The organism is Pigmentiphaga sp. GD03639 (assembly GCF_029845405.1).
In the GTDB taxonomy this organism is placed as follows: Bacteria; Pseudomonadota; Gammaproteobacteria; order Burkholderiales; family Burkholderiaceae_B; genus Pigmentiphaga; species Pigmentiphaga daeguensis.
Genome location: NZ_JAOCLR010000007.1, coordinates 63,995 through 84,795, shown reverse-complemented (window position 1 = coordinate 84,795; position 20,801 = coordinate 63,995). Strand labels below are relative to the sequence as shown.

Sequence of the window (20,801 nt, the reverse complement as noted above, 5' to 3'; positions counted from 1 at the left end):
TCCGGAAATACGTCGGTCGGGCGCGCGGCGGTGCGCCGCAGGCGCCAAACCGAGGATTTTAGTGGATTCTTCAGAGGCTGACGGCAGGCGGCCGGCGTCTCTTCAGCGCGGGGAAAGGGGCTTGCTCTCGACGGCGGCGCGCCGGATCAGTTCTTTCTGGACGGCCTCGTCCACCAGCCGGCCGAGTTCTTCCCGCAGGTTGTAGGCGATGTCTTCCAGTGCGCGGGCGGCCGCCACTTCCAGCGAGGCCCGCATGCGGGTCTTCAGCAGGGGTTCCACCCGGTCGAGCAGGTCCTGCAGGATGGCGGCGCGCAGCGCCTCGATGCCGTCTTCGTCATCCGGACCGGGCGGGGCGGCGGGGGCGGCGGCAGGCGCGGCCACGGGCCAGGATGGAGCGGGCGGCAAAGGGGCCGGCTCCGCCTTCCTGGCCGGCTGCGGCAGGTCCAGGACTTCGGTCAGGAGCGGGATGCCGGCGTCGTCGCGCGGAGGGAAAGAAGGGGCTTGCATATCGGCTCAGGGCAACTGGTGGCGCGACACGTCGTGCCGCACGATGTTGTGGCCGCACTCCTGGTAGAAGCGCCAGCGTGCCCGTGCCGCTTCGCGGTCGGCGGGATCGTTGGTGACGATCTCGATGACGCGCTGGAAGCGGGTGTAGATGGGCGGCCAGGTGTCGTCCAGGTTCAACAGCCAGTCGTGGTGGGGCGTGGGCGCGTCCGAGGCGGTCAGCACGATGGGCGTGTCGGCCGCCAGCGGATCGTTGACGCGGACGTGGGGGATGAAGGAAATGTCGTCCAGCGCCCAGAGCATCTGATCGAAGGCGTTCAGGCGCCCCGTGTCGCGGCAGTACACCACCAGCCGGTGCCCCGCCTGGTGGCGGCGGGTGGCGATCTGGCAGGCGGTGCGCAGCCGGTCGGGGGCGCTGAAGGCGAAGTCGATTTCGGTCATGGGCGGGACGGCGTCAGACCAGGGACAGCAGGTACTGCGTCAGCAGCGGGACGGGGCGGCCGGTGGCGCCCTTGTCCTTGCCGCTGCGCCAGGCCGTGCCGGCGATGTCCAGGTGCGCCCAGCGATAGCCCTTGGCGTAGCGCGACAGGAAGCACGCGGCGGTGACGGCGCCGGCCGGCGGGCCGCCGATGTTGGCCATGTCGGCGAAGTTGGACTTGAGCTGTTCCTGGTAGTCGTCGTCCAGCGGGAGGCGCCATACCGGGTCCAGCGCCTGGCGCGACAGGCTGGTCAGCGTGTCGGCCAGGGCGTCGTCGGGGGTGAAGAGGCCGGTGTTGACGTGGCCCAGCGCCGTGACGCAGGCCCCCGTCAGGGTGGCGATGTCGATGACGGTGGAGGGCTTGAAGCGCTCGACGTAGGTCAGGGCGTCGCACAGGATCAGCCGGCCCTCGGCGTCGGTGTTCAGGATCTCGACCGTCTGGCCGGACATGGTGGTCACCACGTCGCCCGGCTTGTTGGCCCGGCCGCTGGGCAGGTTCTCGCACGCGGGCACGACGCCGATCACGTCCAGCGGCAGGCCCAGCTCGGCCACGGCGCGCAGCGTGCCGAACACGCTGGCGGCGCCGCACATGTCGTACTTCATTTCATCCATGCCGGCGGCCGGCTTGAGCGAGATGCCGCCCGCGTCGAACGTGATGCCCTTGCCGACCAGCACGACCGGGCCGCCGGCGGCTGCCTTGCCGCGCCCCGCGGGCTTCTGCCTGGCGCCTTCGTAGCGCAGCACGATGAACTTCGGCGGTTCGTCCGAGCCGCGCGCCACGGACAGGAAGGAGCCCATCTTCAGCGCCTCGATCTGCTTGCGGTCCAGCACCTCGACCTTGAGCTTGTGCGACTTGCCCAGCTTCTTGGCGGTCTCGCCCAGGTAGGTGGGGGTGCAGACGTTGCCCGGCAGGTTGCCCAGGTCGCGCGCGAGCGACATGCCGTTGGCGATGGCGCTGCCTTCGCGCAGGCCGGCCTCGGCCTCCCTGGCCTCGGATCGCTCGACCGCGAGGACCAGGCGCGCCAGCTTGGGCCGGCTGACGGCATCGCGCTTGCCGAAGGTGGCGTCGAAGCGGTAGGTGACTTCGCCCGCCGCGATGGCAGCCAGCCGCGCGCGGGTGCGGACGTCGGCCGACTGCATGGGGACGGCGGCCAGGGCCGACACGGTCTCGGTCACGCCCAGCGCCGCGACGGCGGCGAGGGCGGCGCGATGGGCGGCGGCCAGCGCCTTGGGCGACAAGGCCTCCTGCGACCCCAGCCCGGCCAGCACGACCCGCTGGGCCGCCACGCCGGGCAGGGACCTCAGCACCAGCGTTTCGCCCGCCTTGCCCTTGAAGTCGGTCTTGACGGCGGCGCGCACCGCGCCCTGGGCCGCCCGATCGACGGCATCGGCCGCCTGCGTCAGCACGCCGTCGGCGTGCACGCCGACCACCAGCGCGGCGGTCTTGATTTTCTCGGGGGCGGAGGTCTGTGTGCTAAAGTCCATGCGCGATTCTTCCTGTATGTAGTCGCGAGATTGTCAATTATCCCGCAGATGCGGGCCCCTCGCACAGGCCAGTACCGTGTCCCTGTTCCAGCGCTCCGTCAAAGACGAACTGACCAGCCATGCCAGCGTCGTATTCTCCACGCTCGTGGTCGTATGGATCAGCGTGCTGCTGGTGCGCCTGCTGGGCGAGGCGGCGGCCGGCCGCATCGGCGCCGACGTGGTCACGGGCATCGCCGCGTTCTCATCCATCAACGCCCTGCCCACCATCATCGCGGTCTCGGTGTTCATCGCCGTGCTGACCACGGTCACCCGCAATTACCGCGAATCCGAGATGGTGGTCTGGTTCTCCAGCGGCCTGAGCCTGGCCGACTGGTTCAGGCCCATCCTGCGCTTCGCCATTCCGTCGGCGGTATTGATCGCCACCTTGACCCTGGCCGCCTCGCCCTGGGCCCAGAAACAGATCGCCGAGTACCGCCAGCGCTACGAGCAGCGTTCCGACGTCTCCAAGGTCACCCCGGGCCAGTTCCTGGAGTCCAGCGGGATCGACCGGGTGTTCTACGTGGAGTCCGCCAACGACGCCGTGGACCGGGTCAGCAACGTGTTCGCGCGCTGGATAGAGAACGGCCGGCTCAACGTGCTGGTCTCGGGCGGGGGCATGCTCGAGGACCAGCCCAACGGCGACCGCTTCATGGTGCTGGAATCCGGCCATCGCTACGAATTCGTACCCGGCACGCCGCAGTTCCGCCTGATGAGTTTCGAGAAATACGGCGTGCGGATGGAGAGCAAGGGCCCGCCTTCCGCCGATGACCTGTCCACCAAGGCGCGCTCGACCATGCAGTTGCTGCGCGAAGGCGGGCAGGGCGCCGCCGGCGAATTGCTCTGGCGCGTCAGCATGCCGCTGCTGGCCATCAACCTGGCGCTGCTGGCCATTCCGCTGGGCGCGGTGAATCCGCGGCTGGGCCGCTCCGGCGACATCGTGATCGCGCTGCTGGTGGCCCTGTTCTACCTGAACATGGTCAACCTGGCCAAGGCCTGGGTGAACAACGGCCGGGTGGACTTCTTCGTCGCCCTGGTCGGGTTGCACGGGGCGGTCGCCGCGCTGACGGCGGCCCTGATGTATTTCCGCCTCAGGGTGAAGGCGCCGAAAGGGGCCTAGCCGCGGGGGCTGCGCAGGTTCCGTGGCCTCCATGCTGCGAAATCCGACTATGCTAATTACTAAATATAATAAATAGCATGTCGTATATTACATTATGATCTATGGGTTGCCACGGCCCATCCGTCCGGGTTGGATGGCAGATCCATAGTGAATCGCACCATGAACCTGCAGCAATTCAAATTCGTCCGGGAAACCGTGCGCCGCGACTTCAACCTGACGGAAGCCGCGAGGATGCTCTACACGTCCCAGCCAGGGGTGTCCAAGGCCATCATCGAACTGGAAGACGAACTCGGCGTGAAGATCTTCGAACGCCATGGCAAGCGCATCAAGGGCCTGACCAAGCCCGGCCTGGCCGTCTCGCAGATCGTCGACCGCATCATGCGCGAGGTCGACAACCTCAAGAAGGTCAGCGACGAATATGCCCGGCGCGACGAAGGCGGCCTGACCATCGCCTGCACCCACACCCAGGCCCGCTACGCCTTGCCGCAGGTGATTCCCGCCTTCCGCAAGCTGTTTCCCAAGGTCCATCTGTCGCTGATCCAGGGCAGTCCGGGCCAGTTGGCCGACATGGTGCTGAACGAGCAGGCCGACCTGGCGGTCGCCACCGAGGCGCTGGCCCTGACTCCCGGCATGGTGACGCTGCCCTGCTATACCTGGGAGCATGTGGTGGTGGTCACGCCGGACCATCCCCTGGCCCAGCTGACGTCGTCCCAGGCCAAGAAACTGACGCTGGAGCAGCTCGCGCAATATCCCGTCATCACCTATGACCGCGCCTTCGCCGGCCGCAGCGCGATCGACCAGGCCTTCAGCTCGCAGGATGTCCACCCGGACTTCGTGCTCGAGGCCATCGATGCCGACGTCATCAAGACCTACGTCGAGCTGGGACTGGGGATAGGGATCATCGCCGGGGTCGCCTACGACCCCCGGCGCGACACCGGACTGGTCGGGCTGCCGGTGGGGCGCCTGTTCGGCATGCACACCAGCCGGATAGGCGTGAAGTCCGGCACCTTTCTGCGGGACTACGTCTACACCTTCGTCGAACTGCTGGCGCCCAGCCTGACGCGGGAAGTCGTCCAGAATGCGATCAAGCCATCGGACCAGGGCTGACAGGCTTTTCCTATCTCCGGAGCGATGTCGATCAGTTTAATCAAATGAGAATTCATATCATTCTTGTTGACTCTATAACGAGAATGATTATCATTTGGCGAAAGCAATCGACATCACGGAGATCGTCATGGCAGTCAGCGCAGTCGTGGTCGGGGCAGACCGGCTAGGCAACATCCCGGACCTGCTCAAGGGGCACAACATCGCCATCACCCACCATATCAGCGGGCGGGATCCGGCGCATCAGAAGAAGACGCTGCAACTGCCGTCGGGCACGGAGTTGCTGATCCTGCTGACCGATTTCCTCGGGCACAACGTGATGAAGGCCTTCCGCCAGGCCGCCCAGCGCGCGGGCATACAGGTGGTGGCCTGCCGGCGATCGGTGTGTTCGATGCAGCAGGCGCTCGAGAACTGTGGATTGTGCGGCGCCGAGGCGGGCGCGCCGTGCGCCCGCCTCGCGCAGGAAGAAGTCAGCGTGAAGCTGATTCCGAGGAAGCCAGGCGGCGGGCGCCGTTGAAGCGCTTCTTCCAGTAGGCCATGTCCATGCTTTCGACCCGCACGACCCCTCCCGACGAGGGGGAGTGCACGAAGCGGCCGTCGCCCAGGTAGATGCCCACGTGCGAGAATTTCCGGCGCAGGGTGTTGTAGAACACCAGATCGCCGGGTTGCAGGTCGCCGATGTCGATGGGGTCGCCCACCCGGCTGATTTCCTCGGCCCGGCGCGGCAGTTGCAGGCCCAGGACTTCACGGCTGACGTAGGCTACCAGCCCGCTGCAATCGAAGCCGGCCTCGGGCGACGAGCCGCCCAGGCGGTAACGCACCCCCAGGTAATTCAGGGCGTAGGCCGCCAGTTCGGCCTGGCCGCCCACGGTGGCGTCGGACTTGTCGTCCTGCCATTGGCCCGACAGGATCTTTTCCGGATCCAGCGGTTCGGTGCGGGACGGCACGGGGGAGATGCTGTCTTTCCACGATGGAACGGGGTGGCTGGGCAGGCTGTACCGCGCCACGCGCTTGGCGGGCGTATCGGCAGCGGCCGAGGGACCGTTCTGCGGGGAGGGCGGCGATTGCGTGGCGCAGCCGGCCAGTATCGCGGACCCGACCAGCATGGCCAGCTTCCCACCCGCTTTCCGGACCTTCGCCCCGCCGGCCGGGAATCGTGGCCGGGATGCAGGGAGGCGAAGGGGAATGCGGGCCTTTTTCATTCGTATAGGGGGACGCTGGGCACAAGATGATACAAAAGTGGCGCTAAGATACCTCTTTGGCGGCGCCCAGGTCAATGCACTTGTGCGTGCAAAGCTATAAATCCGGCATGGGGACGCCCTACAATCCCCGTTTTTCCCCAACGAGGATTCCGCTCCATGAAGACCAAGCACGTCCTGACCGCCGACGACGTCAAGAAAATCCTGGCCGCCGCCGAAGCCGAGGCGCTCGCCAACAAGTGGGCCGTTTCCATCGCCGTGGTCGACGACGGCGGCCACCTGCTGGGCCTGCTGCGGCTGGACGGCGCTCCCGCGATCTCGGCCCACATCGCCCCCTCCAAGGCCCATACGGCCGCGCTGGGCCGCCGTGAATCCAAGGTCTACGAAGACGTCGTCAACAATGGCCGCACCTCGTTCCTGTCCGTGCCCACCATCCATGGCATGCTGGAAGGCGGCGTGCCGGTCGTGGTGGAAGGCGAGACCATCGCCGCGGTGGGCGTGTCCGGCGTGAAGTCCAACGAAGATGCGCAGATCGCCCGCGCGGGCATCGCGGCGCTCGGAATCTGAGTCCGCCAGCCGGGTTGGCCGCCATGTCCGGGCCGTCCATGCGCGGCGCCCTGAACCCGGGCGTCCGCCGGCGCGAGGTCTTCGCCTGGGCGCTTTATGACTTCGCCAACTCCGGCTACACGACGGTCGTCCTGACGGCCGTCTTCAATGCCTATTTCGTCGGCGTGGTGGCGGGCAATGCCCACTGGGCCACGCTGGCGTGGACGGCGACCCTGTCGCTGTCCTATTTGATCGTGATGCTGGCCATGCCCGGCCTGGGCGCCTGGGCCGATGCCCAGGCCGCCAAGAAGCGGCTGCTGGCGGCCAGCACCGTGGGCTGCGTGGCGGCCACGGCGGCCCTGGCGCTTGCCGGGCCGGGCGGCTTCTGGATCGCGGTACCCGCGATCATCATCTCCAACGTCTGCTACAGCGTGGGCGAATCGGTCATCGCCGCCTTCCTGCCCGAGCTCGCCCGGCCCCAGTACCTGGGCCGCGTTTCAGGCTGGGGGTGGAGCTTCGGCTACGTGGGCGGCATGCTGACCCTGGGACTGTCGCTGGCGGTCGTGATCGCGGCGCAGGCGGCGGGCCGGCCCGCCACCGACTTCGTACCCTGGACCATGCTGGTCACCGCCGCGGTCTTCGCCGCCGCCGCCGTGCCGGTCTTCCTGTTCCTGCGCGAATGCGCCCGGCCCGCGCGCGCGGCTGGCGGGCGGCCAGGCTTCATGCCGGTCATGCGCCAGCTCGCGGCTTCGTGGCGCGACTCGCGTGCCTTCCCCGATTTCCGCCGGCTGCTGATCTGCGGCGTCTTCTACCAGGCCGGCATCGCCGTCGTCATCACGCTGGCCGCCGTCTATGCCGAGCAGGTCATGAAGTTCGGCCAGACGCAGATCATGACCCTGGTGTTCCTGGTCAACATCGCGGCCGCCGCCGGGGCCTTCGCCTTCGGCTTCGTCGAGGACCGCATCGGCCACCAACGGGCCCTGGCCGCCACGCTGCTGGGCTGGATCGCGATGGTGCTGATCGCCTTCTTCGCCACCAGCCAGGGCGGCTTCTGGGCAGCCGCCACCATCGCCGGACTGTGCATGGGATCCAGCCAGAGCGCCGGGCGGGCGATGACCGGCGCCCTGGCACCGGCTTCCCGCCTGGCCGAATTCTTCGCCCTGTGGACCTTCGCCACCCGGCTCGCGTCCATCATCGGCCCGCTGACCTACGGCCTCGTGACCTGGGCCACCCAGGGCAACCACCGCCTGGGCATCCTGTCCACCGGACTGTTCTTCGTGATCGGATTGGCGGTGCTGCGGCACGTCGACATGGCCCGCGGCGTCAAGCGGGGCCACGAGGCCGAAGGGCTTACGCCTTCAGGTAGTTGAGCAGACCGAGCACCAGCGCGGTCGCCGGCACCGCCGAGGCGGCATACCACTTGACGTAACCGATTTCACGCCCGACCGAATCGATCTTGGTGTCGAGCCGGCTTTCCATGGCGCGCATTTCGCCGCGCAGTCCGGCCAGCGAGGCATCCGTGCGCTGCTCCATGGATTTCATCTCGCCCCGCAGGGCGTTCAAGCCGAGATCTATCTTGTGATCAAGAGCCTGTATATCCCGATGCAGGCTCTCGATGTCCCGCCGCATGCCTTCCTGCCCATAGTCGATTTTCGCATCCATAGCGGAGTCCATGGCAAGCACGACGGCCTTGGCGCGCTCTTCCGATACGCCCACAGCTGTCAGCGAGGTAAAAAGTTCAACATGCACGATGCCGGCTCTCGATCGTAGAACGAGGAGCGATCATAGGCAACATCTCGATCCTGCGGGCATAGGGTCGGACAATTCCATCCGCCTCGCCGTTGCCTCCGCAGTTGCCAGGGCACAGCGGATCCGGCTTTGCCGGTCCGCCAGTGCCGCCCCCTGGGGGGCGCGCGTAAGCGCGTAGGGGGGGTCAAGCCATCTCAGCGATCTTGACCTTCCACGTCTTCGGCCCGGTTTCATGCACCGACGTGCCGTTGGCATCCACGGCCACGGTCACGGGCATGTCCTGCACGTCGAACTCATAGATGGCTTCCATGCCCAGGTCCTCGAAGCCCACGACCTTGGCGCTGCGGATGGCCTTGGACACCAGGTAGGCCGAACCGCCCACGGCCATCAGGTAGGCCGACTTGTGCTTGCGGATGGACTCGATGGCGACGGGGCCGCGCTCGGCCTTGCCGATCATCGAGATCAGGCCGGTCTGCTCCAGCATCATGTCGGTGAACTTGTCCATGCGCGTGGCGGTGGTGGGGCCGGCCGGGCCGACGACCTCGTCGCGCACCGGATCGACCGGACCGACGTAGTAGATGACGCGGTTGGTGAAGTCCACTGGCAGCTTCTCGCCGCGCGCCAGCATGTCCTGGATGCGCTTGTGGGCGGCGTCGCGGCCGGTCAGCATCTTGCCCGACAGCAGCAGGGTCTGGCCCGGCTGCCACGAGGCGACTTCTTCCTTGGTCAGCGTGTCCAGGTTGACGCGCGTGGACTTGTTGTAGTCCGGCGCCCAGTGCACGTCGGGCCACTCGTCCAGCGACGGCGGGGTCAGGATGGCCGCGCCCGAACCGTCCAGCACGAAGTGCGCATGGCGGGTGGCGGCGCAGTTGGGGATCATGGCCACCGGCTTGGAAGCGGCGTGGGTCGGGAACATGCTGATCTTGACGTCCAGCACGGTTGTCAGGCCCCCCAGGCCCTGGGCGCCGATGCCCAGCGCGTTGACCTTCTCGTACAGCTCGATGCGCAGTTCTTCCAGCTTGTTGCTGGGGCCGCGCTCGAGCAGTTCGTACATGTCGATGTCTTCCATCAACGACTGCTTGGCCATCAGCATGGCCTTCTCGGCCGTGCCGCCGATGCCGATGCCCAGCATGCCGGGCGGGCACCAGCCGGCGCCCATCAGGGGCACGGTCTTGAGCACCCAGTCCACCAGCGAGTCGCTGGGGTTGAGCATGACGAACTTGGTCTTGTTCTCGGAGCCGCCGCCCTTGGCCGCGACCTGCACGTCCACGGTATTGCCGGGAACCAGCTCCACGCTCAGCACACAGGGCGTGTTGTCGCGGGTGTTCTTGCGCTCGAACTGCGGATCGGCCAGCACCGAGGCGCGCAGCTTGTTGTCCGGGTTCAGGTAGCCGCGGCGCACGCCCTCGTCGCACAGTTCCTGCAGAGTGCGCCGGGTGTCGAAGCGCACGTCCATGCCGATCTTCATGAACACGTTGACGATGCCCGTGTCCTGGCAGATGGGGCGCTTGCCCTCGGCGCACATGCGCGAGTTGGTCAGGATCTGGGCGATCGCGTCCTTGGCCGCCGGATTCTGCTCGCGCTCGTAGGCGCGGGCCAGGTGGCGGATGTAGTCGACGGGGTGGTAGTAGCTGATGAACTGGATCGAGTCGGCGATCGACTGGATCAGGTCTTCTTCCTTGATGACGGTAGTCATGGGCGCTCCGAAAAGAGAAGGGTGGGGCGCTGGCATGCCGCCGCGCCGGGAGGTTGTGGCCGTGCTGTCAGTGTCCGTGGGCGTCCTGCTTGAGCATCGGCGCCATGAGGCGGTCGCAATAGGCGATCGCCATCGCGGACAGCAGGAAGGCCAGGTGGATGCCGGCCTGCGCCAGGATGGTCTTGGCGTCGTAGTGCGCGGCGTTGATGAAGGTCTTGAGCAGATGGATGGACGAGATGCCGATGATGGCGGTGCCCAGCTTCACCTTCAGGACCGAGGCGTTGACGTGGGACAGCCATTCCGGCTGGTCGGGATGGCCTTCCAGGTGCAGCCGCGAGACGAAGGTTTCGTAGCCGCCCACGATGACCATGATGAGCAGGTTGGAAATCATCACCACGTCGATCAGCCCCAGCACCACTAGCATGATGGTGGTCTCGGTCAGCTTGGTGGGCGGTGCGGCGGGCGCGGCGCCGGGCACGACCGGCATCACGGCCTCGGCCAGCATGGCAATGGCCTCCTTGTTGCCGAAGGCCGCTTCGATCAGGTGCACCAGCTCGACCCAGAAATGGTAGACGTACACCCCCTGGGCGACGATCAGACCAAGGTAGAGCGGCAACTGGAGCCACCGGCTCATGAAGATGAGCTTGGGCAGCGGGCGCAGGGGTTCCGTCCGGGAAAGCCCCGGTGGCATGAGAGGGGAAGACATGTTTTCCAGGTAGGCTGGGGCGCGCAGAATGACGGTTTGGCGGGAATTGTATGCCAAGAGGAAGGACCACCCCCTACGCGCTTCGCGCGCCCCCTCAAGGGGGCGGCACTGGCGGACCGGCGGAGCCGGATCCGCTGTGCCCTGGGTGGGTTTGTTGCAGTGCAGCGCGTACGGACCACCGGCTTTCGGTAACCTATGGGTATCCGCTCCCTATCACTTCCATCAAAGGACGCAAGGCGATGTCTACCATCGATTCAGTGCTGACCGAGACGCGTGTTTTCCAACCCTCGGCGGAGTTCGTCAAGCAGGCGAACGTTCCCGGCATGGCCGCCTACCAGGCCCTGTGCGACGAGGCCGAGCGCGACTTCGAGGGGTTCTGGGCGCGGCTGGCGCGTGAAACCCTGCAATGGAGCAAGCCGTTCACGCGGACGCTGGACGAGAGCAATGCCCCTTTCTACAAGTGGTTCGACGACGGCGAGCTGAACGTCTCGTACAACTGCCTGGACGTCAACCTGGCCAACGGCAACGCCGACAAGGTCGCCATCATCTTCGAGAGCGATGACGGCGCCGTCACCAAGGTCACCTACCGCGAACTGCATGCCCGCGTGGGGCGCTTCGCCAACGGCATCAAGGCCCTGGGCTACAAGAAGGGCGACCGCTCCATCATCTACATGCCCATGTCCATCGAGGCCGTGGTCGCCATGCAGGCATGCGCCCGCCTGGGCATCACCCACTCCGTGGTGTTCGGCGGCTTCTCGGCCAAGAGCCTGCAGGAGCGCATCGTCGACGTGGGCGCGACGCTGGTCATCACCGCCGACGAGCAGGTCCGCGGCGGCAAGACCATCCCGCTCAAGCCCGCGGTGGAAGAAGCCTTCGCCATGGGCGGCTGCGAGGCGGTCAAGAACGTCGTCGTCTATCGCCGCACCGGCGGCAAGGTGGCCTGGACCGAAGGCCGCGACCTGTGGATGCACGACGTGGAGAAGGGCCAGTCCGACCAGTGCGAGCCGGTCCAGGTCGAGGCCGAACACCCGCTGTTCGTGCTCTACACCTCGGGTTCCACCGGCAAGCCCAAGGGCGTCCAGCATTCGTCGGCGGGCTACCTGTTGTGGGCCGCGCTGACCATGAAGTGGACCTTCGACCTCAAGCCGTCCGACGTCTACTGGTGCACGGCCGACGTAGGCTGGGTCACCGGCCATACCTACATCGCCTACGGCCCGCTGGCCGTGGGGGCTACCCAGATCGTGTTCGAGGGCGTGCCCACCTATCCGAATGCCGGCCGCTTCTGGGAGACCATCCAGAAACACCGCTGCTCCATCTTCTATACCGCGCCCACCGCCATCCGCTCGCTGATCAAGGCGGCCGAGGCCAGCCCCGACCACCACCCGAAGAAGTACGACCTGTCCAGCCTGCGAGTCATCGGATCGGTGGGCGAGCCCATCAATCCGGAAGCCTGGATGTGGTACTACAACAATGTCGGCGGCGAACGGTGCCCGGTGGTCGACACCTGGTGGCAGACCGAGACCGGCGGCCACATGATCACCCCGCTGCCGGGGGCCACCGGCCTGAAGCCCGGATCCTGCACCCTGCCGCTGCCAGGCATCATGGCCGCCATCGTGGACGAGACCGGCGAGGACGTCGAACTCGGCAAGGGCGGCTTCCTGGTGGTCAAGCGTCCGTGGCCGGCCATGATCCGCACCATCTGGGGCGACCCCGAGCGCTTCAAGAAAAGCTACTACCCCGAGGAACTGGGCGGTACCTGCTACCTGGCCGGCGACGGTGCCAATCGGGATACCGACGGCTACTTCTGGATCATGGGCCGCATCGACGACGTCCTGAACGTGTCGGGGCATCGCCTGGGAACCATGGAAGTGGAGTCGGCGCTGGTGGCCCACCCCATGGTGGCGGAAGCCGCCGTGGTGGGGCGCCCGGACGACCTGACCGGCGAGGCCGTGGTCGCCTTCGTGGTGCTCAAGCGGGCCCGGCCCGACGACGCCGAGGCTGCCGAGATCGCCAAGGAACTGCGCAACTGGGTCGCCAAGGAAATCGGCCCCATCGCCAAACCCAAGGAAATCCGCTTCGGCGACAACCTGCCCAAGACCCGCTCGGGCAAGATCATGCGTCGCCTGCTGCGGGTGGTCGCCCAGGGCGAATCGGTCACGCAGGACGTCTCCACGCTGGAGAACCCGGCCATCCTGGAGCAGTTGGGCAAGGCGCTCTGATTGTCGTAGAATGCACAGCTTTGGTGCATTTGTATCCAAAGCTGTGGTGCGCACCGCACCATAATAGGGGTCAATCCCTAGTGTCACAGTCCAATTGCGGGCGCAGAATATCGTTATGCAGTGGAGGAGACAAAACCCCTGCAGTCTTTAGAAAAGCAAAACGCCCGCGCGGCCGACGACCTAGAGCGTCGGCCGCCGTGGCAATAACGGCAAGGCGCAGCGGTCTCCTCCATTCTCGCCAAATCGTTCGATCTGGTGCCCGGCTCACTCCCCATTCTGGTTCCCGTCTTGCCGCGTGGCACGGTTTTGTGCATTGCAATGTGCCATGCTGGACGCTTTTGCTCGGCCTTATGGCGGGGCTTGGCTGCATGGCCCGCAATCTGGTATTATTGCGGGCTCTTCTGCCCAGCCTCTTGGGTAGCAAGGACAGGTGGCCGAGTGGTTGAAGGCGCACGCCTGGAACGCGTGTATATGTGAAAGCGTATCGTGGGTTCGAATCCCACCCTGTCCGCCAAGGACACCGCAACGGTTAGCACCCGTTGCCCAAAAAGCCGCTTCTCCCCAGGGAAAGCGGCTTTTTCTTTGCCCGCCGTCGCCTGGCGTGAGCCAAAGTGTTGCGCCTGAATGAGAAGCCCGGTGATGCTTGGTTCGTCAGATCGATCGCTGATTCACGCGCTTCGATAGTTCCTCCGCACTCTCTTTCCGTTCGCTGTATCGATCCACCAGGTAGTCCCGAACACCGCGTGTGAGCAGCGTGAACTTCATCAGTTCCTCTATGACATCCACCACGCGGTCGTAGTAGCTCGACGGCTTCATGCGTCCTGCCTCGTCGAACTCCAGGAAGGCCTTGGGCACCGAAGACTGGTTGGGAATCGTGAGCATCCGCATCCAGCGCCCCAGGAGCCGCATCTGGTTGACGGCATTGAACGATTGCGAGCCGCCCGATACCTCCATGACCGCCAGCGTTTTGCCCTGTGTAGGACGGACGGCGCCGAGGGATAGAGGGATCCAATCGATTTGGGCCTTCATGATGCCGGTCATCGCGCCATGGCGCTCCGGCGAGACCCAGACCATGCCGTCGGCCCATTGGACGAGATCGCGCAGCTCTTGGACCTTGGCGTCGGAGTCCGGTACGCTGTCCGGAAGGGGAAGTCCGACAGGGTTGAAAATCCGGGTCTCTCCGCCCATGGCCTGGAGGAGCCGGCGGGCTTCTTGAGCCAGAAGCCGGCTGTATGACCGTTGACGAACGGAGCCATATAGCACCAGGAATCTGGGCGGTTGCCCTGACCGCGACCAGGGGAACTGAAACTGGCCCAGCTCCGGACGAGTGAAAAGCGTTTCGTCAATATTCGGCAAGTCTGGCCAACGTTCAGACACGACGGCCCTCCGCATCCACGACGACCTGGCCGTCTTCCTTCGTGTACGCCCCTTGCTGTGGACGAGGCAGGATGTCCAGCACTGCTTCGGACGGCCGGCACAGGCGGGTGCCGAGCGGCGTCACCACGAAAGGCCGGTTCATCAGGATCGGATGCTTACCGATGAAGTCGAGCAACTGTTCGTCGGTCCACTTTGGGTCGTCCAGGCCCAGCTCGTCGTAGGGTGTGCCCTTGACGCGCAACGCCTCCCGGACTGTCAGTTCCGCGTCGGCAATCAGCCGAGAGAGCGTTTCGCGCGACGGCGGTTCGTTCAGGTATTCGATAACGATGGGTTCTTCGCCGCTGTTGCGGATCATGGCGAGCGTGTTGCGCGACGTGCCGCAAGCCGGGTTGTGATAGATGGTGACGTTGCTCATGGGAGTGGTCCAGGTGGGATGTTAGGCACGCTCGTACCAGTTACGGGACCGGTTGACGACGCGCACCACCAGCAGCATGACGGGAACTTCGATCAGCACGCCTGCCACGGTCGCCAATGCAGCGCCGGACTGGAAGCCGAACAGGGCGATCGCGGCCGCCACGGCCAGCTCGAAGAAATTTGATGCGCCGATGAGGGCGGAGGGGCAGGCGATGTCGTGTTTCTCGCCGACACGCCGGTTGAGCCAGTAGGCCAGGCTGGAGTTGAAGAAGACCTGGATCAGGATGGGGACGGCCAGCATGGCGATGACCAGCGGTTGCTGGATGATGGCTTGGCCCTGGAACGCGAACAGCAGGACCAGCGTTAGTAGCAGGGCCGCGATGGACAGCGGGCCGATGCGGGCCATGGCGCGCTCGAAGGCGGCTTGGCCCCGCTTGAGCAGCGCGCGCCGCCAGAGCTGCGACAGGAGCACGGGGATGACGATGTAGAGCACGACCGAAGTCAGCAAGGTATCCCAGGGTACGGTGATGGACGAGATTCCCAGCAGCAGGCCGACGATGGGCGCGAACGCAAACACCATGATGGCGTCGTTCAGCGCTACTTGCGAAAGCGTGAACACGGGATCGCCGCCGGTGAGTCGGCTCCAGACGAACACCATCGCGGTGCAGGGCGCGGCGGCCAGCAGGATCAAGCCGGCGATGTAGCTGTCGAGCTGGTCCTGCGGCAGCCAGGGGGCGAATACCTGCCGCACGAACAGCCAGCCCAGGAAGGCCATGGAAAAGGGCTTGACCGCCCAGTTGACGAACAGGGTGACGCCGATGCCGCGCCAGTGCCGGCGCACCTGGCCCAACGCAGCGAAATCCACCTTGACCAACATCGGGATCACCATGATCCAGATGAGCAGGCCCACGGGCAGGTTGACCTGGGCGACCTCCATGTGTCCGATCGCTTGGAAGATGCCGGGGGCGATCTGGCCTGCTGCGATACCGATGACGATGCACAGCAGTACCCAGACGGTGAGGTAGCGCTCGAAAATGCTCATTGAAGGCGCCGGTGTGGCACATCCCAGCGCGGGATTCTGCGCAGACATGCCGGCCCCTTACCGCTTGCCGATGCTCTGCAGCTCGTGCTGCAAAGACATACCGTCCAGCTTCTGGATCGGCAGCGCCAGGAATAGCTCGATGCGGCGTTTGAGCGCGATGGCTGCATCGTGGAAGGCCTTGCGCTGTTCATCATCCCCTTCCACCGCGGCGGGGTCGGGCACGCCCCAATGGGCCGATACCGGCTTGCCCGGCCAGATCGGGCAAACCTCTCCCGCCGCGTTGTCGCAGACGGTGAAGATGAAATCGAGCGGCGGGGCATCGGCACGCGCAAATTCGTCCCAGTTCTTGCTGCGATATCCCGTGGTCGGCAAAGCCAAGCGCTCCAAGGTAACCAGTGCCTGCGGGTGCACTTCGCCTTTGGGATGGCTGCCGGCCGAGTAAGCGCGGAAGCGTCCCTTGCCCAGTCCGTTGAGCAAGCCTTCAGCCAGGATGGATCGAGCCGAATTGCCGGTGCAGATGAACAGAACGTTGTAGGCCTTGTTTTCCATGGGGGTCTCGCGAGCGCAGTTCATTGGGAAATCAACATGCGGTGCATGCGTCGGCGCCGGAGATTTCACAGGCGGCGCCTTGGCAGCAGTGTTCGGTCAAATAGCCGAGCAGCCCGTTCATCTGGGCGAAGTCGGCGCGATAGATCAGGTTGCGCCCCTGTTGCTCCACGGTCACCAGGCCAGCGTGCGCCAACTCTTTCAGGTGAAAGGACAGGGTATTGCGGGCGACCTGGAGCTGGTCTGCCAGGGTGCTCGGCGTCAGTCCGGCCGGCCCTGCTACGACCAGGGCGCGAAAGGTTCGCAGCCGTTGGGCATGGGCCAAGGCGGAGAGCGCATTGATGGCTTGGATCTCGTTCATTATTCTACGATACAACATTCATTGAACTATTGTGTGAGTAATATGTTGCAGGTTTTGGAAAGCGGAACGGTGCCAGTTGCGTCAGGTGAACGGCTGAAGTTTCACTTGACGGACATGATCATCGTTGAAGCAATTGTGGAGAATGCGCCGGGCGCAACCGCAGGCCCTTTGATTTCATCGGGAACTCAAAGGGCCTCGATTTTTACGCTTTTCTGCAACTCTTTCGCGACACTACGCGCAGGCGTTGGCAGCCATTGCCACTTTCCCGCGCTCTAACGGGGGGCTCCCAACCTGCGCGACAGTTCGTCGGCGGTATTGCGCAGCGCTTCTTCGAATTGGGCACCGGCGGTGTCGTCGGGCTCTGGCCCGAGAGTGGTGATCGCGGCGCACAGTTGCCGCATTTGATCGAACACCGGCGCCGATGCCGCGGAAAATCCGCCGCTCATGGCTGAGTCGGTGCGCGCGATTCCGTCGCGCCGGACGTCTTTCGCAATATCGACGATGGTTGCGTCGCGTATCCGTGCGTCGAAGTTTCCGGCCAGGCTGACACTGGACGACCGCTCCTGCTCCACGAGCTGTCCCGTCTGCTCGGCGGGGAGCCACGACAGGAATACGCGCCCGGTGGCGGTGCTGAGTAGAGGCAGCACATGTCCGACGCGTACTCCCATGGGGCCGTATTCGTCGCCGTCGATCTTGAAAACGATGGTCGGTCCGCGGTTGCCCCATACAGCCAGGAATACGGAGTGGCGCGTCTGCGTGCGCAATTGACTGAGAAGGTCCTTGGCTCGTTCGACCAGGCTGGACTGTCGTAGCGCCGCGGAGCCGAGTTGCACGGCGAAGGGGCCGAGCCCGTAGCGGCCGGTAGCCGCGTCCCGCTCGACGACCCCTTCATGCAGGAAGCTCGTCAGGTAGAGATGCGCATTGCTGGCAGGCATGCCTACCCCTACAGCGATGTCCCGCAGAAGCAGTTTTTCCTGTGCCTGTTCCAAGAGCCGAAGAATCCGGAATCCGACTTCGATGGATTTGATGCGGCGCGGCTCCCGCGTAGTCGATTCGTCGTCCATGAGGGCAGTGTGTGGCGTGTGTCTTGACATACCAAGTTTAGCTCGTACAATAAATTTATACTTAGTATTATTAATTTATACATTGTATAAATTCGTGGAATGAACCGCGACCATTTCCCCAAGAGGATGGAGACATGAGGAAATTCCCCCGCCGTGGAGCGTGGCTGCTGATGTTTGCCATAGGGGGCGGGCATGCTGCCGCGACCTATCCCGAGCGTCCTTTGCGAATCGTCGTGCCGTTCGCGCCCGGTGGCGTTGCGGATGCGACAGCGCGGTTGATAGCCGCAGAAATGTCGGAAGAGCTCGGGCAATCGGTCGTCGTCGAGAATCGTCCAGGGGGGGCCGCCATCATAGGAACCACCCTGGTCGCCAAGGCACCGGCGGACGGCTATACCTTGTTGCTGGGCAGCACCAACATTTCAACCAATCCTGCGCTGTACAAGAAACTTCCCTACGACGCGGACAAGGAACTGACCCCGGTGGCGCTGGCGGTGGTGGTGCCCGGGGTGATCGTCACGCATCCCTCGGTCCCTGCCCGCAACCTGCCTGACCTCGTCCAATACGCGCGCCGAAATCCGGACAAGTTGAGCTATTCGTCGGTGGGGCTTGGAAGTTTCTCGCACCTGGCTGTCGAGCGGCTCGCCCAGCAGACCTCAACCAAGGTGGTACACGTTCCCTATAAGGGCTACGCCCCGGCCATCATGTCGGTGATCAGCGGCGAGACCCATTTCCTGATCAGCGATCTGCAGGGAGCCTTGCCGTATATCAAGGCCGGCAAGCTCAATGCGATGGCGGTGACAGGCAACAAACGTCTTGCCGTTCTGCCCGATGTCGCGACGGCTCAAGAGGCCGGCCTCAAGGATTACGAGGCGGTGGGATGGCTGGGCATCATGGCTCCGGCGGGTACTCCGCAACCCGTGATTGCAAGATTGAATGCAATCGTGAACAAGGCCATGCGCAGGCAGGACGTGTCCCAACGTTACCTCGAGCAGGGCTCGGAAACCTTCGACGGCAGCCCGCAGGACTTTCGCCGCTTCCTTGACGAGAACCGCCGCGGTTGGGAGCAGGTGATTCGCGCCGGCGGCATCACCGTCGATGCTTCCTGAACGGGACGGCTCATACCCTTCGAATCGGCCTGGCGACACTTTTCATCATCAAAGGATTTTCCATGCACATGTCTTCCATCTCCCGAGCGCCGAGGGTGGCCCTGGTCGGGGCTGGGATCGGCGGCCTGACCGCGGCGGCGGCCTTGCATCAGCGAGGCTTCGAAGTCTCGGTCTATGAGCGGGCTTCGCACCTCGGCGAGGTGGGGGCGGGATTGCAGATGGCGCCGAATGCGGTGAAGGTGTTGCGCGCGCTGGGCGTAGAAGAGGCTTTCGGACGCTTTGCCCCGGAGCCGTCCGTGCGTCTGTCCATCAAGTGGGACGACGGCACCGTGCGAGACCGCGTGCCATTGCCCGCGGCCATGCGGGCGCAATATGGCGCGAGCTATCACACCGCGCACCGCGCGGATCTTCACTCGCTATTGGCCAGCCTTGTGCCCGAAGGGACCATCCACACCGACGCGGAGTGCGCATCGGTCGAAAACACGAAGTCAGGGGCGGTCATCTCCTTGACGGATGGCCGGCAAGTCGAGGCCGATGTGGTGGTTGGCGCCGACGGTATTCACTCTCGGGTCGCGAGGTGTCTTTTCGGCGAACGCGAGGCGCGCTTCACGCACCAGATTTGCTGGCGCATCATTCTTCCCATGCAAGCATTGCGCGATGCGTCGGCGTCGCTGCCAGTCCCTCTGGATGGTTCCGAATATACGGGCTGGCTCGGGCCAACGGGGCATGTTCTTTTCTATCCGCTGCGCAAGGGAGAACTGCTCAACATTTTTGCCGGCCGAGTGGCCAAGGACGATTGGGCGGAAGAGAACTGGGCCGTGCCCAGCCGTATCGACGATATGCTGAAAGCCTATGCGGGTTGGCATCCGGGTATGCTCGATGTGATGTCGCGCGCGCAGGAAGTCTACAAGTGGGGAATCCGGGATCGTGACCCGTTGCAGGAATGGGGGCGTGGTCGGATCACATTGCTGGGCGATGCCGCGCATCCGATGATGCCGACGCTCGCACAAGGGGCCGCCGTCTCGATGGAGGACGGCTACGCCCTGGCGCATTTTCTCGACCACGGACGCGGCGATCTGGACAGCGCGCTGCTGGCTTATCAGCGCGAACGCCAACCGCGAGCCGCAAAGGTACAACTGCAGGCCCGCGATCAATTCCGCAATAACCAGTTGACGCCACCCCCGCCGCCGCTGCCGGTGGATTGGATCTATGGCTACGACGTTGCGAAGCTGCCTGTTTGAGATTTGCCAGAGTGCCGGCGTCTGGCACCCGCCAAAGCCATGGGCTTCATGAAGACGGCGCGCGGTGGAGCATCGTGCCCGCCGCGCTGACCGTCGACAGGATGGACTCGAATGCCTCGTGCGTCTGGTGCATCGCCGACGGCGAGGCCGGGTCGATCCACAGATAGCTGTAGTAATACATGCCCAGCAGCGCCTTGAGCCGGAAGCGCGAGTACGGCGCGAAGACGCCGGTCTTTTCGCCTTCGATCAGCGTTTCCTTCCAGATCCTCTCGTAGCTGGCGTGCAGCGCCAGCACCGCCTGGCGCCGGTCGTCGCTCAGGGACAGGGTTTCCCGGAAGCAGACGGCCAGTTCATCGCGATGGACGCCGATGACGTCGATGAGTTCGGCGCCCAGGCGCCGCAGCCGCAGCACCGGGTCGGCGACCTCGGCCTTGGCCTGCTTGGCCTGCTGGAGAAGCTTGGCCATGTAGCGCCGGCATATTTCCTCCAGCAAGTCTTCCTTGCTGGGGAAGTAGTGGTAGAACGCCCCGCGGCTGAGGCTCAGCGCCGCGCACAGTTCGCTCATGCCCACGGCATGGAACCCTCTGTGGGCGAAAAGCGCCGCCGCGCCGGCCAGGATACGGTCGCGGTTGGCGGCAAGCTCTTCGGTTTTCCTGTTCACCACGATGTGTTGGCGCATCGCCCCGTCGATATCAGCCGGAATTGTAATGGGAGCCGGGGTGGGCGCGGCGCGCCGGGTCATGTACACTCCGCCTGGCAGACCGACCGATCGGTCGGTCTGCCAGGGTTGAAGGCTGGGATCGATGGG

The 20,801-nt window shown here is 64.9% G+C and carries 22 protein-coding genes and 1 tRNA gene; 9 read left to right on the top strand and 14 right to left on the bottom strand.

The annotated features are described in order from the left end of the window. Positions 1-102: 102 nt before the first annotated feature. From N5K27_RS09760 to N5K27_RS09750, 3 genes are read right to left on the bottom strand one after another with little or no spacing between them, the layout of a single operon-like run. The gene (locus N5K27_RS09760) at positions 103-507 is read right to left on the bottom strand and encodes a hypothetical protein (RefSeq protein ID WP_087839916.1); all 405 of its coding nucleotides are present in this window, start codon (positions 505-507) and stop codon (positions 103-105) included. A 6-nt stretch (positions 508-513) separates the two neighbouring features. Continuing rightward, complete coding sequence (locus N5K27_RS09755) at positions 514-945, bottom strand: DNA polymerase III subunit chi (protein WP_087839915.1); 432 nt, start codon at positions 943-945, stop codon at positions 514-516. A 13-nt stretch (positions 946-958) separates the two neighbouring features. After that, positions 959-2,467, bottom strand: a complete 1,509-nt coding sequence (locus tag N5K27_RS09750) for a leucyl aminopeptidase (RefSeq protein ID WP_087839914.1) — start codon at positions 2,465-2,467, stop codon at positions 959-961. A gap of 76 nt (positions 2,468-2,543) precedes the next feature. Between N5K27_RS09750 and lptF the strand changes: the two genes are divergently transcribed. The 3 genes from lptF to N5K27_RS09735 all read left to right on the top strand — a co-directional run bounded on the left by lptF (position 2,544) and on the right by N5K27_RS09735 (position 5,244). Further along, the gene (gene lptF / locus N5K27_RS09745) at positions 2,544-3,623 is read left to right on the top strand and encodes an LPS export ABC transporter permease LptF (RefSeq protein ID WP_132979232.1); all 1,080 of its coding nucleotides are present in this window, start codon (positions 2,544-2,546) and stop codon (positions 3,621-3,623) included. Positions 3,624-3,782: 159 nt separating this feature from the next. Then, positions 3,783-4,730, top strand: coding sequence for a CysB family HTH-type transcriptional regulator (locus N5K27_RS09740; protein WP_087839912.1), 948 nt, complete (start codon positions 3,783-3,785; stop codon positions 4,728-4,730). Between the two features lie 121 nt (positions 4,731-4,851). Next, positions 4,852-5,244: a DUF2325 domain-containing protein gene (locus N5K27_RS09735; protein ID WP_087839996.1), complete on the top strand. Its 393-nt coding sequence runs from the start codon at positions 4,852-4,854 to the stop codon at positions 5,242-5,244. On the opposite strand, the gene N5K27_RS09730 is transcribed toward N5K27_RS09735, so the two are convergent. After that, positions 5,198-5,833, bottom strand: a complete 636-nt coding sequence (locus N5K27_RS09730) for a C40 family peptidase (protein WP_132979233.1) — start codon at positions 5,831-5,833, stop codon at positions 5,198-5,200. The two genes, N5K27_RS09735 and N5K27_RS09730, sit on opposite strands and share 47 nt — an antisense overlap. A gap of 252 nt (positions 5,834-6,085) precedes the next feature. On the opposite strand from N5K27_RS09730, the gene N5K27_RS09725 reads away from it, so the two are divergent. After that, complete coding sequence (locus tag N5K27_RS09725) at positions 6,086-6,493, top strand: heme-binding protein (RefSeq protein WP_087839910.1); 408 nt, start codon at positions 6,086-6,088, stop codon at positions 6,491-6,493. A gap of 23 nt (positions 6,494-6,516) precedes the next feature. Further along, a complete protein-coding gene (locus N5K27_RS09720; protein ID WP_279816034.1) occupies positions 6,517-7,842 on the top strand; it encodes an MFS transporter in 1,326 nt (441 codons plus the stop codon). On the opposite strand, the gene N5K27_RS09715 is transcribed toward N5K27_RS09720, so the two are convergent. From N5K27_RS09715 to N5K27_RS09705, 3 genes are all read right to left on the bottom strand, one after another. Then, positions 7,823-8,221, bottom strand: coding sequence for a hypothetical protein (locus tag N5K27_RS09715; RefSeq protein WP_132979234.1), 399 nt, complete (start codon positions 8,219-8,221; stop codon positions 7,823-7,825). The two genes, N5K27_RS09720 and N5K27_RS09715, sit on opposite strands and share 20 nt — an antisense overlap. A 184-nt stretch (positions 8,222-8,405) precedes the next feature. Continuing rightward, positions 8,406-9,917, bottom strand: a complete 1,512-nt coding sequence (locus N5K27_RS09710; protein WP_132979235.1) for a fumarate hydratase — start codon at positions 9,915-9,917, stop codon at positions 8,406-8,408. A 67-nt stretch (positions 9,918-9,984) separates the two neighbouring features. Beyond that, entirely contained in the window at positions 9,985-10,623 is a 639-nt protein-coding gene (locus tag N5K27_RS09705) for a YqhA family protein (RefSeq protein ID WP_242621400.1), read from the bottom strand. Between the two features lie 239 nt (positions 10,624-10,862). Between N5K27_RS09705 and acs the strand changes: the two genes are divergently transcribed. After that, entirely contained in the window at positions 10,863-12,842 is a 1,980-nt protein-coding gene (gene acs, locus N5K27_RS09700; protein WP_279816029.1) for an acetate--CoA ligase, read from the top strand. A 424-nt stretch (positions 12,843-13,266) separates the two neighbouring features. After that, positions 13,267-13,356: transfer RNA gene (locus N5K27_RS09695), tRNA-Ser, on the top strand. 137 nt (positions 13,357-13,493) lie between these two features. On the opposite strand, the gene arsH is transcribed toward N5K27_RS09695, so the two are convergent. The 6 genes from arsH to N5K27_RS09665 all read right to left on the bottom strand — a co-directional run bounded on the left by arsH (position 13,494) and on the right by N5K27_RS09665 (position 17,646). Further along, positions 13,494-14,234, bottom strand: coding sequence for an arsenical resistance protein ArsH (gene arsH / locus N5K27_RS09690; protein ID WP_165963058.1), 741 nt, complete (start codon positions 14,232-14,234; stop codon positions 13,494-13,496). Then, positions 14,212-14,634, bottom strand: a complete 423-nt coding sequence (gene arsC / locus N5K27_RS09685; RefSeq protein ID WP_087839905.1) for an arsenate reductase (glutaredoxin) — start codon at positions 14,632-14,634, stop codon at positions 14,212-14,214. Before arsC ends, arsH begins: the two co-directional genes overlap by 23 nt. A 21-nt stretch (positions 14,635-14,655) precedes the next feature. Continuing rightward, positions 14,656-15,723, bottom strand: a complete 1,068-nt coding sequence (gene arsB, locus N5K27_RS09680) for an ACR3 family arsenite efflux transporter (RefSeq protein ID WP_087839904.1) — start codon at positions 15,721-15,723, stop codon at positions 14,656-14,658. A gap of 9 nt (positions 15,724-15,732) precedes the next feature. After that, positions 15,733-16,224 carry an arsenate reductase ArsC gene (locus N5K27_RS09675; RefSeq protein WP_087839903.1) on the bottom strand — a complete coding sequence of 164 codons (492 nt, stop codon included), beginning with the start codon at positions 16,222-16,224 and terminating at the stop codon, positions 15,733-15,735. 31 nt (positions 16,225-16,255) lie between these two features. Further along, positions 16,256-16,600: a helix-turn-helix domain-containing protein gene (locus N5K27_RS09670; RefSeq protein ID WP_176400786.1), complete on the bottom strand. Its 345-nt coding sequence runs from the start codon at positions 16,598-16,600 to the stop codon at positions 16,256-16,258. Between the two features lie 254 nt (positions 16,601-16,854). After that, entirely contained in the window at positions 16,855-17,646 is a 792-nt protein-coding gene (locus N5K27_RS09665) for an IclR family transcriptional regulator (RefSeq protein WP_279816018.1), read from the bottom strand. Positions 17,647-17,780: 134 nt separating this feature from the next. On the opposite strand from N5K27_RS09665, the gene N5K27_RS09660 reads away from it, so the two are divergent. Together N5K27_RS09660 and N5K27_RS09655 are read left to right on the top strand one after the other, a co-directional pair. Next, positions 17,781-18,752: a tripartite tricarboxylate transporter substrate binding protein gene (locus N5K27_RS09660; protein ID WP_279816016.1), complete on the top strand. Its 972-nt coding sequence runs from the start codon at positions 17,781-17,783 to the stop codon at positions 18,750-18,752. A gap of 68 nt (positions 18,753-18,820) precedes the next feature. Beyond that, positions 18,821-19,993 (top strand): FAD-dependent monooxygenase, encoded by a 1,173-nt coding sequence (locus tag N5K27_RS09655; protein WP_279816014.1) that lies wholly within the window; start codon positions 18,821-18,823, stop codon positions 19,991-19,993. Positions 19,994-20,039: 46 nt separating this feature from the next. Here the strand turns inward: N5K27_RS09655 and N5K27_RS09650 are convergent, their stop codons facing one another. Next, the gene (locus N5K27_RS09650; RefSeq protein WP_279816012.1) at positions 20,040-20,672 is read right to left on the bottom strand and encodes a TetR/AcrR family transcriptional regulator; all 633 of its coding nucleotides are present in this window, start codon (positions 20,670-20,672) and stop codon (positions 20,040-20,042) included. Positions 20,673-20,801: the final 129 nt, after the last annotated feature.

Excerpts from the sequence above, each read along its gene's own strand:
- N5K27_RS09760 (WP_087839916.1), bottom strand. The coding sequence starts at position 507 with ATGCAAGCCCCTTCTTTCCCTCCGCGCGACGACGCCGGCATCCCGCTC.
- N5K27_RS09755 (WP_087839915.1), bottom strand. The coding sequence starts at position 945 with ATGACCGAAATCGACTTCGCCTTCAGCGCCCCCGACCGGCTGCGCACC.
- N5K27_RS09750 (WP_087839914.1), bottom strand. The coding sequence starts at position 2,467 with ATGGACTTTAGCACACAGACCTCCGCCCCCGAGAAAATCAAGACCGCC.
- N5K27_RS09740 (WP_087839912.1), top strand. The coding sequence starts at position 3,783 with ATGAACCTGCAGCAATTCAAATTCGTCCGGGAAACCGTGCGCCGCGAC.
- N5K27_RS09730 (WP_132979233.1), bottom strand. The coding sequence starts at position 5,833 with ATGCTGGTCGGGTCCGCGATACTGGCCGGCTGCGCCACGCAATCGCCG.
- N5K27_RS09725 (WP_087839910.1), top strand. The coding sequence starts at position 6,086 with ATGAAGACCAAGCACGTCCTGACCGCCGACGACGTCAAGAAAATCCTG.
- N5K27_RS09720 (WP_279816034.1), top strand. The coding sequence starts at position 6,517 with ATGTCCGGGCCGTCCATGCGCGGCGCCCTGAACCCGGGCGTCCGCCGG.
- N5K27_RS09710 (WP_132979235.1), bottom strand. The coding sequence starts at position 9,917 with ATGACTACCGTCATCAAGGAAGAAGACCTGATCCAGTCGATCGCCGAC.
- N5K27_RS09705 (WP_242621400.1), bottom strand. The coding sequence starts at position 10,623 with ATGTCTTCCCCTCTCATGCCACCGGGGCTTTCCCGGACGGAACCCCTG.
- acs (WP_279816029.1), top strand. The coding sequence starts at position 10,863 with ATGTCTACCATCGATTCAGTGCTGACCGAGACGCGTGTTTTCCAACCC.
- arsH (WP_165963058.1), bottom strand. The coding sequence starts at position 14,234 with ATGCGGAGGGCCGTCGTGTCTGAACGTTGGCCAGACTTGCCGAATATT.
- arsC (WP_087839905.1), bottom strand. The coding sequence starts at position 14,634 with ATGAGCAACGTCACCATCTATCACAACCCGGCTTGCGGCACGTCGCGC.
- arsB (WP_087839904.1), bottom strand. The coding sequence starts at position 15,723 with ATGTCTGCGCAGAATCCCGCGCTGGGATGTGCCACACCGGCGCCTTCA.
- N5K27_RS09675 (WP_087839903.1), bottom strand. The coding sequence starts at position 16,224 with ATGGAAAACAAGGCCTACAACGTTCTGTTCATCTGCACCGGCAATTCG.
- N5K27_RS09670 (WP_176400786.1), bottom strand. The coding sequence starts at position 16,600 with ATGTTGTATCGTAGAATAATGAACGAGATCCAAGCCATCAATGCGCTC.
- N5K27_RS09665 (WP_279816018.1), bottom strand. The coding sequence starts at position 17,646 with ATGGACGACGAATCGACTACGCGGGAGCCGCGCCGCATCAAATCCATC.
- N5K27_RS09660 (WP_279816016.1), top strand. The coding sequence starts at position 17,781 with ATGAGGAAATTCCCCCGCCGTGGAGCGTGGCTGCTGATGTTTGCCATA.
- N5K27_RS09655 (WP_279816014.1), top strand. The coding sequence starts at position 18,821 with ATGTCTTCCATCTCCCGAGCGCCGAGGGTGGCCCTGGTCGGGGCTGGG.
- N5K27_RS09650 (WP_279816012.1), bottom strand. The coding sequence starts at position 20,672 with ATGCGCCAACACATCGTGGTGAACAGGAAAACCGAAGAGCTTGCCGCC.